Annotated in this window: 18 protein-coding genes and 1 tRNA gene; 9 read left to right on the top strand and 10 right to left on the bottom strand. The window is 30.3% G+C overall.

The annotated features are described in order from the left end of the window. The first annotated feature begins 14 nt into the window (after positions 1-14). Genes ACFSSE_RS08485 through ACFSSE_RS08470 form a run of 4 tightly spaced genes read left to right on the top strand, consistent with a single transcriptional unit; the run spans position 15 to position 4,715 of the window. Positions 15-1,226, top strand: a complete 1,212-nt coding sequence (locus tag ACFSSE_RS08485; protein ID WP_379042068.1) for a glycosyltransferase — start codon at positions 15-17, stop codon at positions 1,224-1,226. Then, on the top strand, positions 1,226-2,326 hold the full coding sequence (locus ACFSSE_RS08480) for a glycosyltransferase family 4 protein (protein ID WP_379042070.1): 1,101 nt from the start codon (positions 1,226-1,228) through the stop codon (positions 2,324-2,326). Before ACFSSE_RS08485 ends, ACFSSE_RS08480 begins: the two co-directional genes overlap by 1 nt. Before the next feature lie 9 nt (positions 2,327-2,335). After that, complete coding sequence (locus ACFSSE_RS08475) at positions 2,336-3,763, top strand: MBOAT family O-acyltransferase (protein WP_379042072.1); 1,428 nt, start codon at positions 2,336-2,338, stop codon at positions 3,761-3,763. 1 nt (position 3,764) lies between these two features. After that, complete coding sequence (locus tag ACFSSE_RS08470; protein WP_379042074.1) at positions 3,765-4,715, top strand: hypothetical protein; 951 nt, start codon at positions 3,765-3,767, stop codon at positions 4,713-4,715. Between the two features lie 214 nt (positions 4,716-4,929). Here ACFSSE_RS08470 and tig read toward each other — a convergent pair whose 3' ends face one another. The 8 genes from tig to ACFSSE_RS08430 all read right to left on the bottom strand — a co-directional run bounded on the left by tig (position 4,930) and on the right by ACFSSE_RS08430 (position 12,881). Continuing rightward, positions 4,930-6,276 carry a trigger factor gene (gene tig, locus ACFSSE_RS08465; protein ID WP_379042076.1) on the bottom strand — a complete coding sequence of 449 codons (1,347 nt, stop codon included), beginning with the start codon at positions 6,274-6,276 and terminating at the stop codon, positions 4,930-4,932. 71 nt (positions 6,277-6,347) lie between these two features. After that, positions 6,348-6,429, bottom strand: a tRNA-Leu gene (locus tag ACFSSE_RS08460). Between the two features lie 82 nt (positions 6,430-6,511). Continuing rightward, positions 6,512-7,300 carry an ABC transporter substrate-binding protein gene (locus tag ACFSSE_RS08455; protein ID WP_379042078.1) on the bottom strand — a complete coding sequence of 263 codons (789 nt, stop codon included), beginning with the start codon at positions 7,298-7,300 and terminating at the stop codon, positions 6,512-6,514. 405 nt (positions 7,301-7,705) lie between these two features. Next, on the bottom strand, positions 7,706-7,837 hold the full coding sequence (locus ACFSSE_RS08450) for a hypothetical protein (RefSeq protein ID WP_379042082.1): 132 nt from the start codon (positions 7,835-7,837) through the stop codon (positions 7,706-7,708). Between the two features lie 112 nt (positions 7,838-7,949). Continuing rightward, a complete protein-coding gene (locus tag ACFSSE_RS08445; protein ID WP_379042084.1) occupies positions 7,950-9,812 on the bottom strand; it encodes a tetratricopeptide repeat-containing sensor histidine kinase in 1,863 nt (620 codons plus the stop codon). Between the two features lie 7 nt (positions 9,813-9,819). After that, on the bottom strand, positions 9,820-10,572 hold the full coding sequence (locus tag ACFSSE_RS08440; protein ID WP_379042086.1) for a LytR/AlgR family response regulator transcription factor: 753 nt from the start codon (positions 10,570-10,572) through the stop codon (positions 9,820-9,822). A 392-nt stretch (positions 10,573-10,964) separates the two neighbouring features. Then, positions 10,965-11,810, bottom strand: a complete 846-nt coding sequence (locus tag ACFSSE_RS08435) for an aminotransferase class IV (protein ID WP_379042088.1) — start codon at positions 11,808-11,810, stop codon at positions 10,965-10,967. Between the two features lie 39 nt (positions 11,811-11,849). Next, complete coding sequence (locus tag ACFSSE_RS08430) at positions 11,850-12,881, bottom strand: RluA family pseudouridine synthase (protein WP_379042090.1); 1,032 nt, start codon at positions 12,879-12,881, stop codon at positions 11,850-11,852. 370 nt (positions 12,882-13,251) lie between these two features. Between ACFSSE_RS08430 and ACFSSE_RS08425 the strand changes: the two genes are divergently transcribed. From ACFSSE_RS08425 to lat, 3 genes are all read left to right on the top strand, one after another. Then, a complete protein-coding gene (locus ACFSSE_RS08425; RefSeq protein ID WP_379042092.1) occupies positions 13,252-14,334 on the top strand; it encodes a DUF6588 family protein in 1,083 nt (360 codons plus the stop codon). 71 nt (positions 14,335-14,405) lie between these two features. After that, the gene (locus ACFSSE_RS08420) at positions 14,406-15,293 is read left to right on the top strand and encodes a 1-aminocyclopropane-1-carboxylate deaminase/D-cysteine desulfhydrase (protein WP_379042094.1); all 888 of its coding nucleotides are present in this window, start codon (positions 14,406-14,408) and stop codon (positions 15,291-15,293) included. A gap of 178 nt (positions 15,294-15,471) precedes the next feature. Next, the gene (lat, locus tag ACFSSE_RS08415) at positions 15,472-16,803 is read left to right on the top strand and encodes an L-lysine 6-transaminase (RefSeq protein ID WP_379042096.1); all 1,332 of its coding nucleotides are present in this window, start codon (positions 15,472-15,474) and stop codon (positions 16,801-16,803) included. Here lat and ACFSSE_RS08410 read toward each other — a convergent pair. After that, positions 16,800-18,572, bottom strand: coding sequence for an ATP-binding protein (locus tag ACFSSE_RS08410; protein WP_379042098.1), 1,773 nt, complete (start codon positions 18,570-18,572; stop codon positions 16,800-16,802). The two genes, lat and ACFSSE_RS08410, sit on opposite strands and share 4 nt — an antisense overlap. 180 nt (positions 18,573-18,752) lie before the next feature. After that, on the bottom strand, positions 18,753-20,588 hold the full coding sequence (locus tag ACFSSE_RS08405) for a DNA topoisomerase 3 (RefSeq protein ID WP_379042100.1): 1,836 nt from the start codon (positions 20,586-20,588) through the stop codon (positions 18,753-18,755). 334 nt (positions 20,589-20,922) lie between these two features. On the opposite strand from ACFSSE_RS08405, the gene ACFSSE_RS08400 reads away from it, so the two are divergent. Then, on the top strand, positions 20,923-21,771 hold the full coding sequence (locus ACFSSE_RS08400; RefSeq protein ID WP_379042102.1) for a hypothetical protein: 849 nt from the start codon (positions 20,923-20,925) through the stop codon (positions 21,769-21,771). Then, the gene (locus tag ACFSSE_RS08395; protein WP_379100863.1) at positions 21,756-22,934 is read left to right on the top strand and encodes an ATP-binding response regulator; all 1,179 of its coding nucleotides are present in this window, start codon (positions 21,756-21,758) and stop codon (positions 22,932-22,934) included. The genes ACFSSE_RS08400 and ACFSSE_RS08395 overlap by 16 nt, the downstream gene beginning before the upstream one ends. The last annotated feature ends 122 nt before the right edge of the window (positions 22,935-23,056 follow it).

Raw genomic sequence — 23,056 nt, 5'->3', positions numbered from 1 at the left:
ATATTTAACCTTTAATGCTCAAAAATACAGTAGTTTTTATTTTAAGTAATGCAAAATATGATGCAGCTATTGAATCTACTGGGTACACCATGTCTAAGCATTTGGCAGAAAACAATAAAGTTTTTTATATAGAATATCCGGCTACTTTTAGAGATTATTTTAAGCTTAAAAACTCACCTCAGTTTTTAAAAAAAAAAGAATTATTTAGTAAAAAATCAAACGGACTTCTAGAAACAGACAACCCTAATTTAAACATCGTAATAACTCCATTATTGATGTCAATTAATTTTTTACCAGAAGGATTTTTATACCGTAAACTCCTTCAATACAACGAAAAATTAATTGTAAAAAGGATAAAAAGAATTATTGAAGAGCAAAACATAGAAAATTACATATTCATCAATTCATTCAACATCCACTACCCTACTGTTGGTAATTATTTAAATGCAAATCTTAAGGTTTACCATTGTGTAGATCCTTTGGTTTCTAGCTATGATACAAAACATGGGATATTATCAGAAAAACTGATAGTAAATGATAGCGATTTAATTATTTGTACCAGTAAAGAATTATATCGATTAAAAAAACAACAACATCCAGACACTTATTTTATACCAAACGCCGCAGATTTTTCTCATAGTGAAAAAGCGAGACTAACAGAAACAGTTGTTTATCCTGCAATAGCCGCTATAAAAAAACCTATTATTGGTTATTTTGGAAACATAGAGGGCCGTACGGATTATAACCTTATTCAAGAACTTGCAGAAATACATAAAGATAAAAGCTTTGTTTTTGTTGGCCCAATAGAAAAAGAATTCCGACTTAAATTAAATAGTCCTAATAATAATATTCATATTGTTGATAGCGTACCCTATAAAAGTATGCCTTGCGTTTTAAAAGGTTTTGATATTGCGATTATCCCATTTAAACAAGAAGAAATTAACCAAACCATTTATCCGCTTAAGTTATTTGAATATTTAGGGAGTGGGAAACCAGTTGTTGCCACTAATTTTAATGCTGATTTGGTAGAACAAACAGAAAATACTGTACCTTACTGCTCCAATACAAAAGAATTTTCCAATGCAATTATAGATGCCTTAGAAAACGATAATTTAGAAAAGCAAGAAGAAAGATTGGCTGCAGCAAGAAAAAATACTTGGGCAATTAGAGCTAAAGAATTTTCGGAATTATTGGAAGAATACTTAGATAAAAAAATGCAAAATTAATGCAGAAGATATTTTTTGATCATCAAAAATTTAGTACACAAAAATTTGGAGGTATAAGTAGGTACTTCGCTAATATAATTGATGAAATAAAGAAAAAAAGTGAATTTGATTACCTTTTAGGAGTTGCAAACTCGCAAAACTATTACATTAAAGACGAGCCTCAGTTTTTAAATAACAACCTAGCTAATTATTTTCTAAAATCTGAATACGGCTTTAGAACCTTTAAAACCAACGAACTTTATTGTAAATACCTTTTAAAGAAAAACAATTTTGATGTTTTTCACCCAACTTATTACGACCCATACTTTATAAAATTTTTAAAAAAACCAATGGTAACAACTATTCATGATATGACTTATGAACGGTTGCCAGAATATTTTTGGGTACAAGATCCGCTAACATCTTATAAAAGAATAAGTGCGCAAAGAGCTGATAAAATTATAGCAATATCTGAAACAACAAAAAGAGATTTATTAACTTATTTAGAAGTTGACGAAAGTAAAGTTGAAGTAATTTACCATGGTATTGATATTAAAACTCCACTAAAACTTGAAAAAGTTAATGATTTACCAACTAATTACTTGTTTTTTGTTGGAGATAGAAGTGGTTATAAGAACTTTTACCTAATGTTAGATGCCTTTGCTGTGCTGTCAAAAAAACACCCTGATTTACATTTGGTACTTTCTGGCGGTGGTAAGTTAATTGGTGCTGATGTTGAGATTATAGCTCGTTTAAAATTACAAGATAAAGTACACCATTACAACGTTACTGATGAGCAACTAAACTATTTATACAGTAAGGCTTTATTATTTGTTTATCCATCGTTGTATGAAGGTTTTGGATTACCTATTTTAGAAGCTTTTAAAGCCAATTGCCCAATTTTATTGAGCGATACAGATTGTTTTAAAGAAATCGCTCAAAACGCAGCTGCTTTTTTTTATCAACGCTCTTTGGAAGACTTAATTAATATGATAGAAAAACTTATCTCTGATAAAAGTTTAAGAGAAAACTTAGTAGCTAATGGTAATATCCGATTACAAGATTTCCCTATTGAAAAATCAATTTCAAAAACATTAGAATTGTATAAGTCTTTGGCCTAAAATATCATTATGCTGTTTAATTCTATCTCTTTTGCTTTCTTCTTCATAATAGTAACAACACTTTACTATGTTTTGCCGCACAAAAGTAGATGGTTTTTATTGCTAGCAGCAAGCTGTTACTTTTACATGGCTTTTGTGCCAGTTTACATTTTAATTTTAGCTTTTACAATTGTTATCGATTATTTTGCCGGCATCTACATTGAAAAAGCGGAGGGTAAAAATAAAAAAGTATTACTGATTGTAAGTTTGGTAGCTAATATTGGGGTGCTTGCGGTTTTTAAATATTATAATTTTATTAACGATAATATTAGTGTTTTAGCAAATAGCCTAAATTTAGAAAATCAAATTCCTTACTTAAAAATGCTTTTGCCTATTGGTTTGTCTTTCCATACATTCCAAGCAATGAGTTATACCATAGAGGTTTACAGAGGAAATCAAAAAGCAGAAAGGCATTTTGGCATTTACAGTTTATACGTGATGTTTTACCCGCAATTAGTTGCTGGGCCAATAGAAAGACCTCAAAATATACTTCCACAGATGCATGTAAAGCATCACTTTAGCTATTTAAACATGGTTGAAGGTTTAAAGCAAATGATTTGGGGCTTTTTTAAAAAACTTGTAGTTGCGGATAGGCTTTCTATTTATGTTGATACTGTTTATCCAAATCCGGAATTACATAACGGAACAACGGTTGTTATAAGTTCTATATTTTTTGCTATTCAAATTTATTGCGATTTCTCTGGCTACTCGGATATTGCAATTGGTTGCGCAAAAACCATGGGTTTTGATTTTATGACTAACTTTAAACGACCGTATTTTTCTAAATCAATTTCAGAATTTTGGAGCAAATGGCATATTTCATTATCCACATGGTTTAGAGATTATTTATACATTCCTCTAGGTGGCAATAGAGTTTCTAAATCTAAAAGATATTTTAACCTATTTCTGGTTTTCATTATTAGTGGTTTATGGCATGGCGCAAGTTATAATTTTATTATTTGGGGCTTTTTGCATGGTATTTATCAGGTTTTAGGGTTGGTAAGTAAACCTTTATTTGTAAGTGTTGAATCTCATTTAAATACTATTAGCTTAAAGTTTTGGAATTTCACCAAAGGAGTTGGCGTTTTTTGTTTAGTTACTTTTGCATGGATTTTCTTTAGAGCGCCTACATTAGATGATGCCTTTTTATTGATTAGTAATTTAGAATCATTTGGGAAGTTCCCATTTTTAGGGAATGGCATAAACCAATTTGGGCATTGTTTATTAGCGATAGCTTTACTTTTTACCATAGAGTATTTTATGGAATTTAAGCCAAATTTCAAATTATTTGGGCACAGCAATAGTTACGTAAGATGGGCTTCTGTAGTTGGTCTTTTGTTTATTATATTGATTTTTGGTGTATTTAACGGAGGGCAGTTCATTTATTTCCAATTTTAAGATGCAGCAAAAAAACCTCATATCGTTTATTAAAAAATTCATCATTTTTGTGGCTGTAATTTTTGTGGTCGATTTTGTAATTGGCTATGGATTAAACAAACTTTACTTTAATTTAAAACAAGGGCAATTTGGCCAAACTACGTATGCTTTAGACTATGCTAGTCCGGATATTTTAATTTTTGGAAGTTCTAGGGCATTACACCACTATTCATCAGAAATATTGAGCAAGAAAATAGGTGGTTCAATTTATAATGCAGGCAGAGACGGACAGTTTTTACCTTATTATTGTGCGGCTCAAGATGTTATTTTAGAGCGTAAAATCCCTAAAATCATTATTTTAGATGTTAATATTTGGGAATTAGGACCTAATGAGCAAAAATATATGAAGCTTGCGCAACTATTGCCTTATGTTGCAGAGCATCCTGTTTTAAGAAAATATACTGCAGAAATAAGTGAGTTCGAAAACCTTAAACTACTTAGTAAAACCTACCCTTACAATTCTACTTTACTCATTTCACTTTACGATAATATTTTCAGCAATAAACTGCCCGAAGATGACAGAGGATATTCTCCGCTAGTAAGAACAGTTGCTAAAAAAGAATTTGATAATTATAAAATTAACCAGCAAACTTATAATGATAAAAGGGCTTTACAAAAAATAATTATAGATCAAAAAGCGGTAAAATATTACAAGCAGTTTTTACAAAAAACACAAGATTTAAAAATAAAAACATTTGTCATCATCTCACCTACAATATTAGAAGAACCTAAAAGTGAAGAGAAATTTTTATTACAAGAAATTGCAAAAGCTTACCCTAACGTTACGTTTTTAGATTATAGCAACAACCAAACTTATAATAACAATTATAGTTTATTTGCTGATGAATTTCATTTGAATGATGTTGGTGCAAATAAATTTTCTAAAGAATTAGGGGAAATTATTGGAAGATAAAACAGCTTATAAATTCTGAGCGGTAAGTTTATTAGAAGTTATAAAATGGTAATTGAAGTATTGTCATTAATAAACCCTAAAAACAAAAGTTATTTCAAGTTTTATAGGCAATTAATGTGTTTGTTTTACTAGAATAGAAATCATTTAAAAAAAAACAGCCATCTCGATGAATATCGAAATGGCTGCTCTGCTCTTTTAATTTAAAAAATCAATATTAAGCTTCTAATTTTTGAAATTTATCATATCCAATTTCTTTCTTATCTAAAGAAATTACGGTTTTTAAATAATCAAATACTTTTTGAGATTTTACTTCGTCAAAAATACGGTTAGCATTTTCTTTCTCTTGTAAAAACTGAGCAGTGTATTGACCTAATTGTTCTTCTGTTAAAGCAGTTGGGCTGTACATTCTAAACTGAGCATCTAATCTGGCTTTAGCAGTTTCAAAAACATCCTCATATTTAATTTGTAATTTTTGGTCTTTAACAATTTTATTTTCAACTAAAGTCCACCTTAAGTTTTTAGCAAAATCTTGGTAACCGCCGTCTAATTCCTCGTCGGTTACTTCTTTGTTTGCAACTTTTAACCAACGTTTCAAAAATTCATCTGGTAATTCCATAGTTGCTTTTTCAGAACCATATTTATATAAATCTCCGGCTAATTTTTTATCCGCATCTTGCGTCATCATAGCTTCCAGCTCTTCGGTAATTTTTGCAGTAAATTCTTCTTCAGTTTTCACTACGTCAGCACCAAATAATTTATCAAAAAACTCTTGGTTCAAATCAGATTCTTCTAATCTATTGATGTTTTTAACAGTTAATTTAAATTTAGATTGAGGAATAATAGGATTTTCTTCGTCTAATTTTAAAATTTTAATCAATTGCTTTTCATCATCTACAGCAGTTACTAAATCAAAAGATTCAACAACATCTTCTCTTTTTAAACCAATTAAAGATTTTAAAGCCGATGCATCTTTAACAATATCTAATCTTAAAGAAGTAGTAACATCAATGCCGCCTTCAAACACAGAACCATCTGCATTTAGTTGCACAAATTGGCCAAAAACAACATCACCATCAGCAACAAGTTCTGGGTTGGTCATTTTACCATAGCTTCTTCTAATATTTTTAGTTCTTTCTGCTAAAGTATCGGGATCAACTTTAATGATATATTGTGTAAGTTTATCATCTGCAGAAAACTCAACATTAACCTCCGGTGCTAAACCTAATTCGTATTCAAATACAAACTCATCGTTAAAATCCCAGTTAAAATGGTCATCAGTAGCTTTTGGTAAAGGCTGACCTAAAATTTCAATTTCATTTTGTTGGATGTAATTGTTAACAGAATCTGAAAGCAAAGTATTTACTTCTTCAACCAAAATGCTTTTGCCATACATTTTTTTAACATGTGCAGCCGGAACCATTCCTGGACGGTATCCTGGAAGTTTCATTTTTTTTGCTTGGTCTTTTATTTTTTTGTTTACTATTTCCTGGTAGTCATCAGGAGAGATTTTTACAGTTAAAACTGCATTAAGATCATTGATTTTTTCCTGTGTAATATTCATACTGAATTATTTATTATTGCTACGTCTTTATACAAAAATCCCTCCCATTTTGTGGGAGGGATTGGTTTTAGTGCGGAAGAAGGGACTCGAACCCCCACGCCGTGAAGCGCCAGATCCTAAGTCTGGTGCGGCTACCAATTACGCCACTTCCGCATTTAGGATTTTTTTCTCAAAACAATTAGTAATTATTTTGGATTGCAAAGATATGATTTAGCAGCTTTAATACAAATGCTTTTCAAAATAAATTTGAATTTAATTGTTTAAAATAATTAGCAGCCAACTTTAACCTACTCCCGTACCAGCTAAACATTTCACCATCAACCAATTCCACTTTTGCATTAGGCCAAATATTTTTATATGCTAAAACATGTTTTTGTGTAAAAGGATATGGCTCTGAAGATAGTAAAACAACCTCAGGCTGCAAATTCAGCAGTTCATCAGTTGTAAAACTTGGGTATCTTTGTTGTTCAACAATATTTTGTAAACCGCAATATTTTAACATTTCATTAATGTAAGTATTAGAGCCCGCTAACATATTTGGGGCTTTCCAAATAAAATAAGCTGCTTTTTTACGCGGTTTGTTTTTTATTGATAGTAATAAGTTGCTAAAAGAGTTTTCAATATCATCAATAATAAACTTAGCTTCTGCTTTTTTACATACCAACGCTCCTATCCCTAAAATCATGTTTAAAGCGTCTTCCAAATTATAAATATCACTCATCCAAACCGGAAACTCCTGCATCAGTAATTCAATATCTTCTTTTTGGTTTTCTTCTTTGTTGCCAATAATTAAATCGGGTTTCAATTGTCTTATTTTATCAATATCTAATTTTTTAGTCCCTCCTATTTTGGTTGCCTGCTTAACTTTATCTTTTGGATGTATGCAAAACTTTGTCACTCCAACAATTTCTTCATTTAAACCTAAATCAAATAATAATTCTGTTTGCGAGGGCACTAAAGAAATAATGCGCTTAGGCGGATACTTTATTTCTATTTCTTTACTCAACTGATCTATAAATATCATTATTCTTTGTTAAGCCTAAATCCAAGAAATAAATTTAAACCAAAAAACTGGAACTAAGTCCAGTTTTTTGCTTCGAATAAATATTTTTATAAAATAGTTAGGCTATTGTTTTATTATTGAAACAGGAACCACAGTAGTTAATACAAAAGCAGAATTACCAGCGCCTTTACCAGAATAGGAATAATTAAATTCTAATTCAGTATCAGTTATTTTTGTAATATTCATATTATATGTAGATGTTCCAATTTTAACATTAATGTTTTTTTGGTCATCGCTTAAAGTATATGTTCCATTACCCCAATCCCATGTTTCTTCGTATGTTCCATCTGCTTTAAATAACCAAAAGTAACTAGGGTTTGATAGTTCATAAGTTCTCTTAGAATCTGTTGATAAATTTGTACTTATTTAAGTTTTATAATACCATTTTTTACCTACTAATAAATCTTTGTTGGTAGCGGTTTCGTCTTTTTTGCAAGACATTAAAGCTGTTGAAAAAGCTAAAAATGTAATGATAATGATAGTTTGTATTTTTTTCATGATTTTAAATTGTTTTATAATTCAAAGGTTATAAAATGTAATAACTGAATTTTTAAAACCTCACGAAACGTATAAAAAACTTCACGAACGGTAAATTTTTCACCACTAATGTTTATCCTAAATAAATTTTTACCAATAATTGAGTTCCAGAGGATTGTTTTTCATCATTAAATAAATCGATGTAAACCATTAAATCGTCGGTATTGTTTTTGGCAATTAGTTGCAATCTTTGCGAAATTGCTTCGCTAGAAAAAGAATTGTGTTGTAGAATTTGCTGCGATTTTATTTCTTCTGATTTTTTTCTTCCAATTCCGTTATCTGTTATTTTAACTAACAAATATTCTTCATTATCAGATAATTCGAAATTAATGTGAAGTTTCTTTAAACCTTCTTTATGCATAAGGCCGTGTTTAATGCTATTCTCTATAAACGGCTGTAACAACATAGGAGGTAACCTTAAGTATTCATCGTCAATATTTGGATAAACAGTTATATCATAAAAAAAATCTTTTTGAAACCTCATTTTCTCAAGCTCCAAGTATTTAGTTATAATTTCAATTTCTGTACTTAAAGTAATATTCTTTTTTCCGGAAACTTCTAAAATTTGACGGGTTAAATAAGTGAAATTACTCATTTGCTCATTAGCCACTAACTTATCGCCGTACATAAACTGTTGTTGAATACCATTTAAAGCATTAAAAATAAAATGCGGATTCATCTGACTTTTTAAGGCTTTAATTTCGCTGTCTGTTACTTTCTTTTCTGATGCTAAAAGTTTTTCGGCTGCTAGTAACTTTGCATTCAATAATTCGTTCTTTTTATTGATTTTATACCTTGAAAAAAGGAAATAACCCAATAAAGCAATTGTAATAAAAGCACCAATTAAACTAAATATGAGTATGTTTTTTTGTTTAGATTTTAATTCGGCAATTTGCTTATTTTGACTTAAGGCTTTTATGGTGGCTTCTTTCTTTTCGGTTTCGTATTTGGTGTTAATTTCTGCAATTGCTTTTTGTTTTACATTACCATTTATGCTATCATTAACATTCAAAAACAATAAAGCAAGTTGATAGGCATTTTTAAAATCTCCTTTTATTGCATAAATTTCGTGTAGTTTTTGGCTTGCTGTAAGTAAAGTATTTTGATTATTTGTTTGTTTAGCAATAAGAACTGCTTTGTTAAAATAAAATAATGCTTTGGTATTATCTTTCTTTAGTTCATAAGCTCTCCCTAAGTTTTTATAAACGTTTGAAACCAAATTATTTAAGTTATGTGCTAGGCACACAGCTAAAGCAGGCTGCAAATAACCAATAGCTGCATTATAGTTTTTTAAGTAAACATACTCCTCGCCAATATTACTTTTGGCTAAAGCTATACCAAACGGAATATTTAATTTTTCGCAAATTTGAAGCACTTTAGTATGCAAATTAATAGCTTGTAAATGCTGCCCAATAGATGAGTAAAGTGCACCTGTATTTGTTAAAATAGCCGCTCTGTTTTGCGAGAACGATTCACCAGACTTTACCAATAAGCTATCGGCATCTTTAAACATTTTTAAAGCCTTATCTGGTTGTTTATTGCGGGTATATAAACTAGCCAAATTACTTTTCCCTATAACAATATTTTTTATATCTGCTTTTTTTTCAGCAAGTGTTAATGCTTTTGTGTAAAAGCTGATGGCTTTATCATAAATGGCTTGTTGGTAATAATAATTCCCTAAACAATTTAGCGCCCTAATTTCTCCAATTTTATAATTTAATTGTTTTGATAATTTAAAAGCTTGGGTAGCATACGTAAGCATTTGATCTGATATTGAAAACGTATTTGCCACACAATAATCAACCATCATTTCAACCTTAATGGTGTCATTTTTTTTATAATTATCAATTTTAAGGGCGGCACTATCAATATTTCCAAAAACATTAAAAACGCTAATTAAAACTAAACATAAATACAGGCTTAAAGATTTTGTCATATATATTTTATTGAAAGTTGCTAACTTTTAAAAATTGTTCAAAATCTTCTTTACGTTCTCTAGAAATTGCAAGCGTTTTATCATCAGCTAAAACAACAGATAGGCCTTCTTTTTTGGTGTATTTTTTAATGTGAATTAAATTAATTAAATATGAACGGTGTATTCTAAAAAAACCAATATCAATTCCTAATAAACCCTCAAAATGTTTGATTTTTTTAACAACCAATTCTCTTCCATTTTTATGTACCATGTAAGTGTAAGATCCATCTGCCTCAAAGTAATAGATATCTTCTAAATTAAAAAAAACAGTAGCATCACCTAAGTGAAGACCAATTTTTTTAATTTTATTATTGAATAAATTTTCTTTTAAAACTTCTCCCACCTGATGATTCGGGAGTTTAAATTCATTTAATTTTTCAACCGCTTCTTGCAACTTTTTAATGCCAATTGGCTTTAGAATATAATCAACAGCAGATACTTCAAAAGCTTTTAAAGCATATTCTGAATATGCTGTGCAAAAAATAGTTTTAAAACTGGGTTTTTCAAAATATTCAAATAATGCAAATCCATTTTCGTTAGGCATCTCAATATCCAAAAACACTAAATCAACCTCGTTGTTATTGATTAATTTTACAGCAGTTTTAACATCGGATGCAAGCCCAACAAGTTCAATGTTTTCACAAAATTCTGTTATAAAACTTTGCAATAATAACCTAGCATTTTCTTCGTCATCAACTATAATGGCTTTAATTTTTACCATGAAATCTGTTTGTGTTCCACAAATTAATTAATTAAAAAATCTGTAACTAAGAAATTAATCAAAATTCTAATCATGTTTTACTAAATAATTAATAATCAGTGAATAAAAATTTGGCTAAGTTTAATGTTTATAGATAATTTTAATGGTTTTAAGAAATAAAACCTCCTATTGTTGAAAGTTTAAAAACTTAATTTTAGAAAATTACAAGTAGCAGTTAAAGAGTCCCCTGATAATTTATTTATTGTTCTTTTTCTACAATTCTTAAAGTTTTAAAAATAGTTTTCTTTAATGAAAAATTTGAAATTAAGGGAGCTTGAAAACGGATATTTAAATTTGAGGTATTTGATGTGCTTATTTTAATTCAAAAAATTTTCAAAATCAATAATCGAAGATTATTTAACTTTTTTATTCAGCTTTTCTACTAAAAACCTAGATACCTCGTTAAAATATCTTTTACGGTTAAAACCCATTACCCATTGTATTCCTTTTGATGCGTTGGTGATAAAAACTTCCTCAACCTCATCTAAAATTTCTGGGTTTATTTGAGCTTCAATCATGTTTAAATCATGTTCTTTAGTAAGTTGCATTACTACTTGCCGCATAACACCGCCTATACAACCTTCGCTTAATGCCGGTGTATAAATTTGTCCTTTATAAACTAAAAAAACATTGGCACTAATTGTTTCGCATAAGAAACCGTTTTGGTTTAAAATAAAAGCTTCATCTAAACGCATTTGCTTTTTGTAAATACCCGCCATTACATAAGGAAGTGCATTACAAGTTTTTAGATTTGATAGTTTATTTATTGGTTTGTGAATTTCATCATAAACATCCATAATTAAACCTTTAGGATTAATTTGGTAAAAAGGAGAGTCTAAAGGGGTTATTTCTAAAGTGTAAGCACTTTTATTTTCTGTTGGAGTGTACAAACCAGCTGCATCTCTAAAAACGGTTAGTCTTAGTTTTGCATTTTTAGTAATTTTATTCCTTTTGCAAAGTTCATCAGCCTTGTCTTTCAAAAAATAGGTATCAAAATTAGAATAACCTTCTAATTTTAATATTTTCATTCCTTTTTGTAACCTATCTGCATGTAAATCTGCAAAATTTAACTTTCCGTTTGATACACGCATGGTTTCAAATAAACCATCACCATATTTATAACCACGATTAGTGATAGTGAAAAGTTTCTCATCTTCATCTAAAATTTCTCCGTTATAATTGATAAAGTTTTTTTGCATAAGGCTGCAAAGCTATGATTTGGATTGAAGATATTTCAACTAATCTTCAATTTTTATGTAATTTCTCCATTTATCTAAAACATCTACAAAATCTTGTGGTAAATCTGTTTCAAAATGAATGTGTTTTTTAGTAGTTGGGTGTAAAAAGCCTAATGTTTTAGCGTGTAAAGCTTGTCTAGGGATAATGTTGAAACAATTTTCTACAAAAGATTTATATTTAGCAAACAAAGTACCTTTTCTTATTTTATCGCCTCCATAAGAGGCATCACTAAATAAAGGATGCCCAATGTGTTGCATGTGTGCCCTAATTTGGTGTGTTCTTCCTGTTTCTAATTCGCATTGTACTAGTGTTACATAATTAAAACGTTCTATTACTTTGTAATGTGTAACAGACCATTTTCCTTTTTCAGGATCATCATAAACATCCATTACTTTACGGTCTTTGGCACTTCGTCCTATATATCCTTCTATGGTTCCATCATGTTCTAAATCGCCCCAAACCAAAGCTAAATATTGCCTAGTAATGGAATGATTATAAAACTGCTTTGCCAAATAAGTCATAGCTCTTTCGTTTTTACTAATTAGCAATAAGCCAGACGTATCCTTATCTATTCGGTGTACTAAACCAGGCCTGCCATCGTTACCTGGTAACTGCGGTAATTGTTTAAAATGAAACACCAAAGCATTAACCAAAGTGCCGCTCCAATTACCATAGCCCGGGTGCACCACCATACCAGGCTCCTTATTTACTAAAATAACATCATCATCTTCGTAGGCTATATTAATAGGAATATCTTCTGGGTAAACCTCATTATCTCTGGGTGGGTGAGGCAGTACAATACTAATTTCATCAGAAGGTTTTACTTTATAACTTGCCTTAATTGGCTTTTGATTTACTAAAACATTCTCGGCATCTATTGCATTTTGAATACGATTACGTGACGCATTTACTATACGCAGCATTAAAAACTTGTCTATTCTTAATAAAGATTGTCCTTTATCAACTACAATTTGAAAATGTTCAAAAAGGTCGTTATCTTCTTGTTCTGGTAAATCGTTATCTATACTCATTGTTGCAAAACTAAGAAACTGTTTAGATTATAGCCAATAAGATTTTTTAAACTAATTATTTAATTAGATATATATTTTAAGCCAAATTTGTTTAAAATACAAAAAAGTTTAAGCTGAGATACTTTGGTTAAATCCATAAATATTTTAGAAAAAAAACATAGAATTTTAAAATTCATTTTAAACCATCCTCAAAAAGCTTTGTCATAAAAACATCATTTGGTATTATATTTGATAATACCGATTTATTCTATAAAACTATTAAACATAATTAAAATGAAAAATTTTTACACTAAAACAATTTTTGTACTAAACTTTTTTCCATTTCTAATCAGAAAGATTTACTTTCGGAATAATTAATTTTATTCCCAAGATGAAAAAAATAATTACTGTCACAAAATTAACTTTTTCAATATTATTAGCAGCTAGCATTTCCAGTAATGTTAAAGCTCAAGATGTTTCAGATTTAATAAAATCTGGTCCCGGCGATGCTACCAAATTAGCACAAGCTTACCTAATGCCAGCTTTTAAAGGTTTTGGTTTCGGTATGAATAGTGCTTGGTACAACTCGGCCAAAGCAAAAAACTTAGGTAAATTTGATTTAAGAATTCAAGGTACGGCTGCAATCGTACCTTCCTCTGATCAATTTTTCAGACTTGGCGATTTAGGCTTATCATCTAGGACATCTTTTAACTCTAACGCTTCAACTCCTACTTTATTTGGTGAAGACGTAACTGGAGCAGAGATTACCCTAAAAGACAATAATGGCAATAATGTTAGTTCTTTTAACATGCCAAACGGATTAGGCTTTAACATGGTTCCTTCTCCACAAATTCAATTAACAGTTGGTGTAATTAAAAACACAGATATATCTGTTCGTTACTCTCCAAAACTTGGAAAAAGTGATGATTATGGAACTCTACAAGTTTTAGGTTTTGGAATTAAACATGAAATCACCAAACTTTTAATGCCTGGTAAAACAGAAAAGATTATACCTATTGATATTGCTTTGGCTTTTGGTTACAACCAATTAACTTATGATAAAAGCATTCCAATTGAAGACCAACTTGATGATAAAAACTCGGGGTCAAATCTGAATCAAAGAGTAGAAGGTAAATTATCAGGATATACATTTGATGCAATTGTATCTAAAAAGCTTGCTATTTTCACCCCATTTGCGTCAATCGGATACAATACAGCAAAAACAGAGTTAGGTTTATTAGGCACTTATGTAGCAAGAACTGGTGCGCCAACAGTTACAGATCCTAACGCAACAAATGATGATAAATTCACAACATTTATTGACCCTGTTAATATCAAACAGAAAGACATTGCTGGTTTAAGAGGCAATGTGGGCTTCTCATTACACCTTGCGTTTTTCAGACTATACGGATCATATAGTATTGGCGAGTACCAAGCAGTAACGGCAGGTCTTGGTTTTGGTATTGGTAAATAATTTTATTCAAAACATTTTATAAATCCTAATTGATGTTATCAATTAGGATTTATTTTTTACACCCAATTTTAATGATAGATTTAAAATTTTATAGTCCAGAAGAAGAAGTTATTTATGAGCCTATAAATAAATATAATGTTCAGTTATATTTAAAACGTGATGACTTAATTCATCCTTTTATATCTGGCAATAAATGGCGTAAATTAAAATATAATCTTATTAAAGCTAAAAACGAAAACAAAAAACATTTAGTAACTTTTGGTGGCGCTTACTCAAACCATTTACTGGCAACCGCTGCCGCTGGGGCAAAATTTAAGTTTAAAACTACTGCTTTTGTTAGAGGCGATTTAGTTGAAAACCCTGTATTAGATTTTTGTAAAATTTTTGGAATGGAATTGTTTTTTGTAAGCAGAGAAGATTACAAGGACAAAGACAAATTATTTAATCAAAAATTTAAACACAGTACTGATTTCTATTTAATTAATGAAGGTGGTTATGGCATGGAAGCAGAATTAGGTTGCCGAGAAATTATAAGTGAATTAGAAACTAATTACGATTACATTTTTTGTGCTGCTGGTACTGGAGCTACTGCCGCTGGTTTAATTAACGGTAAAAACTTGTATAACATAATGGCTGAGATAAATATCATAGCCACATTAAAAGGCGCAGATTTTTTAAAAACAGAAATAAACACATTGCTTACCGGCAATTATGAATATAACCTACACACCAATTATCATTTTGGTGGTTATGCAAAAACTAAAGATGACTTAATAGGTTTCACCAAAAATTTTATACAAAAAACAGGCATTTTAATTGACCCAGTTTATACTGCAAAAACATTGTTTGCTATTCAAGATTTAGCAGCTCAAAATTATTTTAAACCATTTGCAAAAATTTTAATGATACATACCGGTGGCTTGTTTGGTTTATTGGGTATGCCAGAAAAATTTAGGTAAATACGCCGAATTTTTTGATAAATATTCTTTAATACGCAATCTTTTATTTCATCTATTTGTGCAAACAGTTTAAAAACACACTTTAAATCGTTTAAAGCTATTTTTCATCAGTAAGTCTAAAAACGCCTTTGATTTGCCTTTTTAAGCCTTTTTTAATAAATTTGAGAAAAGACTTTTTATGTATAAACTTAATATAGCTCCTAACCAGGTTCAAAAAACATTAGCTAAACATTTGTTAACAGACGGATACGACCTTACTTTTGATATGGAAAAAAGTAACGGTGTAAGAATGTACGATTCTAAACACAACCGCTCTTTATTAGACTTTTTTACTTGCTTTGCTTCTGTTCCCTTAGGCTATAATCATCCAAAAATGATTGGAGATGAAGAGTTTAAAAAGAATTTATTGTTAGCAGCAATGGCTAACCCGTCAAATTCTGATATATACACCACACAGTATGCACAATTTGTTGATACTTTCTCAAGAGTTGGTATTCCAGATTATTTACCTCATGCTTTTTTTGTAGCGGGTGGTGGCTTGGCTATAGAAAACGCTTTAAAAGCTGCAATGGACTGGAAGGTGCAGAAAAACTTTAGCAAAGGTTACCGAGAAGAAAAAGGAACTATGGTTTTACATTTCGACCAAGCTTTTCATGGAAGAACTGGTTATACACTAAGTTTAACAAACACCCTTCCAAATAAAACCAAATGGTTTGCGAAATTTAATTGGCCAAGAGTAAGTGTGCCTAAAATGAAATTCCCTTTGGAAGGTGCTAATTTTGACGAATTATTAAAAAGCGAAGCTTTAGCGATATCACAAATTAAAAATGCTTTTGCTTCCCATAAAGATGAAATATGTTCCATTATTATAGAACCGATACAGTCTGAAGGTGGCGATAACCATGTGCGTAAAGAGTTTTTAGAAGAATTAAGAACTTTATGTACCGAAAACGAAGCATTGTTAATTTACGATGAAGTACAAACTGGTGTTGGTTTAACCGGTAAGTTTTGGTGCCACCAACATTTTGGTGCTAATGCCCAACCAGACATTATTGCTTTTGGAAAAAAAATGCAGGTATGCGGTATTTTAGCAAGCAATAAATTAGATGAAGTAGCAGACAATGTTTTTAAAGTTCCATCAAGAATCAACTCTACTTGGGGTGGCAACTTGGTAGATATGGTAAGATCTAGTAAGATTTTAGAAATTATTGAAGATGATAATTTATGCGAAAATGCAGCAAATATGGGTACTTATTTACAAACAGAACTCATTAAAATTGCGCAAAACGATAACAGAATACAAAATGTAAGAGGAAAAGGATTATTAACTGCTTTTGATTTCCCTACGCCAGAACTAAGAAATAAATTTGTTAATATGGGTATGGAACAAAATGTAATGTTTTTAGGTTGTGGTACCCAAACCATAAGATTTAGACCTGCTTTAATAATAGAAGAACAACATATAGACGAGGGTTTAAATACTATGCAAAAAATCCTAAAGCAAATTTAAGCTTTAGGATTTTTAATATTCCTCAGTTTATTATACATTTCATCTACATTAAACGGTTTATAAATAAAGTCATTCATACCGGCAAGCTCAATATCTTCTAAAATAGTATTTGAAACAGATGCTGTAAACGCAATTATCGGTGTCTTTTGGTTTATATTACTTGCATCGTTTCTGATCGCTTTTGATGCTTCATAACCGTCAATCTTTGGCATGTGCAAGTCCATTAAAATCACATCAAAGGTTTTATTTTTTGAAATTTCTATAGCATCTAAACCATCAATTGCAAAAACAGGTTCGTTATTCCATTTAGATAGCACCTTTTTAATTAAAACCCTATTCATCAAATTATCTTCAGCAACTAAGATATTAAGGTCACTTATATTATAAACTTCAGTTAATATTTCTTGCTCTTTCTCCAAAGTCTTTTGGCTGTACTTAAAGTCAATATCAAAATAGAAATTTGATCCCTCTCCTATCTTGCTCTCTAATTTGATTTCGCTATTAAACAGAGAAATTAACCTTTTCACAATAGACAGTCCTAAACCTGTGCCACCATAATTTCTTGTTATACTTGAAGATGCTTGATTAAAAGGTTCAAAAATAGAGTTCATTTTATCCTCATTTACTCCTATTCCCGTATCTTTAATAGAAAACCTTATTTTTAAATATTCGTTATTTTTACTTAAAATATCTAGTAAAATACTAACGTTACCTTTTGCTGTAAACTTAATGGCGTTACCAACCAAATTATATATAATCTGAGTTATTCGAGTAGGATCAGTAAAAACGTCATAATTTGATATTTCCGAATTTACAGCTATTTTCAACTCAATTCCTTTTTCATTAGCTTGGTTCACTAATCCAGAACAAACTCGTTCTATTAAATTTTCTAAATTCACTTTAATTGTTTCCAATTTAAGATTCGAGGAGTCAAGCTTATTAAAATCTAAAATATCGTTTACAATATCAAGCAAACAACTTGCGGAAAACTTTAAATCGTTAAGATTTGATTCTTGATCTTTATGATAGGTATCTGACAATAATAAATTAGTAGTCCCTATAACTGCGTTAAGCGGCGTACGTAACTCATGAGACATGGTTGACAAAAAGTTTGATTTTGATTGAGCGGCTTCATTTGCAACTTCAACACTAGCTAAAAGCTGTAAATTCAATGCTTCCTTTTCTTTTATTGTTTTAATAAAAGCTTCGACAAATAAGTAGGGTATAAAAATTATAGAAATAAAATTGAGAATCACAATAAGTTCAAATCCTGGTGAAGCTAAAGCTCCGTCTGAATTAGCAAATAATTCATATTTACTTCCAAATAACATGGGTGTCATGATGAGCGCTATTGCAAGCGACGAATAAAAAAAACCATACGCAGAATTGATGATAAAAAAACTGCATAGTACTAAACTAAAGGCAAATTGTATTGTAATAATATTTACTGATTTTGCAGTAACAAATAAGTTTGAAGAAATGAGTAGTAAACTTGATAAAACTATAATGTGTGCAATAGTTTTAAATGATAATAATTTTAATAAAAAACATCTAAATAATACTAGGTATAATGATAAGAAAATTACTGCTCTGATAAATTGAATGTTTTGATCAAAATATATTGATGTTATTAAAACGCAGATTACTTTTAAAAAAAATATTAAAAAAATAGAGTACAAAATTTTACACTTTGCCTTATCTAGGCTATTTTTCTCATCACTAAAAGATTTATTAAAAGACCAGTTAAAAACTGAAATTTTTGAACGCATAAATTAAGTATTATGTTACACTTTCACTGAAATTTAAAAATTAAATATTAACAGAATATGTTTTTACGTAAAAGAATATAAAATGTTTTAGCTTATTGTTTATATCATTCTAAATTAGCTTGGGTTTTTATTAGAGCTGTAATAAAAATATTTTAGTATTTCTATTATTATCAAGAATATTTAAGCTTCTTTCAAAAGATTATACAAACCTGTGCCAGCCGCTAATAGCTCTTGTGTAATGTTTTTGGTATAGTCGGTTATTTCAGCTTTAAAATCTTTAACAGAAGCGCCCTCTCTAATTTCTTCTAATCTTTTTTCCCATTGCCCAGTAAGTTCTGCCTGAGCAATTTTTTTGTTTTTTACCACATCATAAACAGCTAAACCTTTTTTAGATGGTACTAAATTTTTCTTTTCTCTACCAATATATTCTCTTTTAATTAGTGTTTCTATAATTGATGCCCTGGTGGCTGGAGTACCTAATCCACTTTCTTTCATGGCATACCTAAGCTCTTCATCTTCTATATCTTTTCCACAAGTTTCTAACGCTTTTAGTAAAGTAGCTTCTGTATATAATGGCTTTGGTTTAGTTTGTTTTTCTAATACCGCTTTATTAGTAATTGCTAAACTTTCTCCTTTAATTACTTTAGGTAAAGTTGCATTATCTTCATCTTTCTTTTCTTCATCATTATCATTAAAAACAGAACGCCACCCAGCAGATTGTATCACTGTTCCGTTAGCAACAAAATCTGACCCAGATGAAACAATTATTTTTGTGGTTTCCTTAATACATTCTTGATGAAAAGCCTCAATCATACGCCCAACAACCATATCATAAACAGCTTGCCTATCAGATGATAAATGCCCAGCATATTCTCCAGTTGGCAAAACCGCATGGTGATCTGTTACTTTTTTAGCATTTACACTTCTTTTGTTCAGTTTATTATTTAATAAAAATGTAGCATCTTTACCAAACAAAGGGTGGTCTGTAAATTTTGAAATTAAATCTGGTACGGTAGCAAAAACATCATCACCAATATACCTACTTCCAGTACGCGGATAAGTTACCAACTTGCTTTCGTACAAGTTTTGCAAAATTCCCAAAGTTTGATCTGCGGTGTAGCCTTTCTTTTTATTGGCTTCTTGCTGCAAGCTACTTAAATCATGTAATAGCGGTGGCGGTTCTTTTTTTGCTTTAGCATCAACGCTAGCTATTAAACCACCTTTTTCATTACCTGTTGCGGCATCTAAAACTTTAGCCATTATAGTTTCAGCTTCTTCACGGGTTTTATAATTTTTTGCAGAAATGGCTCTAAAAAAACTTTCTTCTTTTTGCAATTGTATAGCTACTTGGAAAAATATTTCGGGTACAAAGTTTTTTGTCTCAATGTATCGGCTACAAATCATAGCTAATGTTGGGGTTTGTACCCTACCTAAAGACAAAACCGCTCTATTACCTGCAGATATACTTAGCGCTTGTGTGGCGTTCATCCCAACTAACCAATCAGACTCTGAGCGGCAATGTGCCGAGTTAAACAAAGTATCGTAATCCGAACCTGGTTTTAAATTTCTAAAACCTTCTTTAATAGCTTGGTCTGTTTGCGATGATATCCATAGCCTACGGAATGGCTTTTTACATTTTAAATAATAGTAGATATACCTAAAAATTAGTTCGCCTTCTCGCCCGGCATCTGTTGCAACAATAATCTCAGTACATTCATCAAATAAACTTTTAATTACGTTTAACTGCTTTCTAACCGCAGGGTCTTCTACAATACCATCTTTTGTTTTTATTTTTCGTACCGCCAATTTAAATTTTGTTGGAAGCATGGGTAAATTTTGTTGCTTCCAACCATAAAAACCATAATCTTGCGGTGGCGCCAATTGTAATAAATGACCAAAAGCCCAAGTAAAAGAATAGCCTTTTCCTTCAATATATCCGGCTTTCTTATTGGTAGCACCAAATACTTTCGCTAATTCACGGGCAACTGATGGCTTTTCGGCAATTACAATCTTCATTTATTTAAAAAAATATAATTATGGTTTAATCATATTATAACAGCTTACTAAATTATTACATTTTTTACCCGATTAACTAATTAATAAAGCATAAAGAACTAACATTATTGAAGATTTAAAAATAACAGATTTTAAATTACTGAATATCAAGTGACACTATGTTGAAAATATTTACTAATTATTAAGCCAATTTGATGTACTATTTTGGTACGATAATTATCAATATTGCGTTTGAACATATATAAAAGTATTTTAATTATGCTTAAACAATTTCATTTTAAACTAAAAAGAGATTTGCTTTGCTAACTAAAGGCAAAATTATTTTGGTTTTTTAATGGCTATACTTGCCTTAGGTGCTGCGTGGGGAGTTAGCAAATTTGTTTTTGACGAAATGGTAACTACAGATGATAGGGTTTCAGTACCTGATGAAAAATTAAGTTTAGTTAACGATATTTTCAATCGGGTATCAAGATTAGACCAAAGTCAAAGATATATTGATAACAACAACCAAAATAAAAGCACTAGTTTTTTAAAAGATTCAAGAAGTTTAAAGTCAAGTTTAGATAGTTTAAAGGAGCTTTATATTTTAGATAGCTTACAGCTTAGAAGAATAAAATCTATTAGGAAATTATTAGCAGAAAGAGACAAACAGTTTATTTTATATTTAAGGGTAAGAGATAGCTTATTAAACACAAAAAACTTTTCTAATGAAATTGAAAAATTAAACAACATTTTCTCTGAAAGGGTATTTCAATCTGACAGTGCAATTTACACCACAGAAAATAAAACATCCACTACTACGCTAAACAGCGAGGATGGAAGGAAAGGAATTTTCAATAAAATTTTCGGGAAAAAGAAAACGGAATCTTACAAAGTTGTTAGCGAGGAGTTAAAAATTAAAAGAGATACTTTAGATGGTTTTGCCGAGGATAGTATTTTAAAGAACATGGAGGCTTCTTTAAATTTGATTAAGAATAGGCAAAAATTAAAAAGCAGCATATTTATTGCTGAAGAAACCCGATTAGCCACTAATTCTAATAAACTAACGCAACAAATGTTAGCTATTTTATTAGAAGTAAGAAATGAAGCTTTAATTCAAATTGAATTAAATGGCAAACATGCTAGAAATGTAGTTAATAAAGGCATTAGACATATTTCACTTATTTTATTGACTTTTTACTAATTACCATCGTTTTAATTTATTTTATTTTTACAGATATTTCTAAAAGCAACCAATACAGATTAGCCATAGAAAAAGCAAAAGAAGATGCAGATTACAACAGCTTAGCCAAACAGCGTTTTCTTTCTAACATGAGCCACGAAATACGGACACCTTTGCAATCAATTATTGGTTATTCAGAAATCATAAAAAACAATCACAACCCACAAAGTGCGGCTGTTAATGCAATCTATCAGTCTTCTTCCCACCTTCTATACTTAATTAATGAAATTTTAGATTACAGCAGAATAGCATCTGGTAAATTCAACTTAAAATCTGAAGAATTTGAACTAAAACCAGTTATTGACGAAGTACTTTTAATTATGCAACCATTAGCACAAGAAAAGAGCATTCAACTGTTGGCTCAAACAAATTTTGAAGATAATCTGTGGTTAAAAGGCGATGCCTTTAAACTTAAGCAAATTTTATACAATTTATTAGGGAATGCTATAAAATTTACAAATGAAGGCTTTGTAAAATTACATGCATCGCTTAAACCAACTGCAAACACAACCTTATTAAGCATAAATATTGAGGATACAGGAATTGGCATTAGTGCAGATAGACTAAATACAATTTTTGATGAATTTGTACATAGAAACAGTATTGATGATAACAACTTTAATAGCTCTGGTTTAGGTTTAAGTATTGTTAAACAATTGGTAGAACTGCACAATGGCCAAATAGATATTGAAAGCTCGCCAAATAATGGTTCAATTTTTAAGTTAGCACTAAATTATAGTAGCTACAAAATTAAGATAGTTCCGTTATTAAAAACAGAAGATTCGCCAGTCTATTTATCTAAAAACAAAACCGTTTGGGTAATTGATGACGACCATTTAATTTTAGACTTATGCGATATGATTCTCACACAACATCAAATTCCGCATAAAATTTTTAATAAGCCAAAAGAAGTTATTGAATGCTCAATAGATGAAAATTTACACTACATTTTTATGGATATAAGGATGCCAGAAATAGATGATTTAACTCTGTTTCCGATTCTTAAAAAACGACTACCAAGTGTTGTTAAATTTTATGCAATTACGGCACAAGTATTGCAAACCGAACAAAAAGAAATTCTAAAAATTGGTTTTGATGGTATTATTACCAAACCATCTAGATAAGGATAAGTACACTGAAGTGAACCTGTACTTTCAGGATGAAGCCAGATTTGGGATGATGAACCATCTTGGGAAATATCTGACAGCCTCAGGTGTAAAGCCCATAGTGACCTATCAGCATGTAT

Source organism: Pedobacter alpinus, from assembly GCF_042684645.1.
Classification (GTDB): domain Bacteria; phylum Bacteroidota; class Bacteroidia; order Sphingobacteriales; family Sphingobacteriaceae; genus Pseudopedobacter; species Pseudopedobacter alpinus.
Note: the sequence above shows the minus strand (reverse complement) of the source record. Positions and strands in the feature narration are given on the sequence as shown.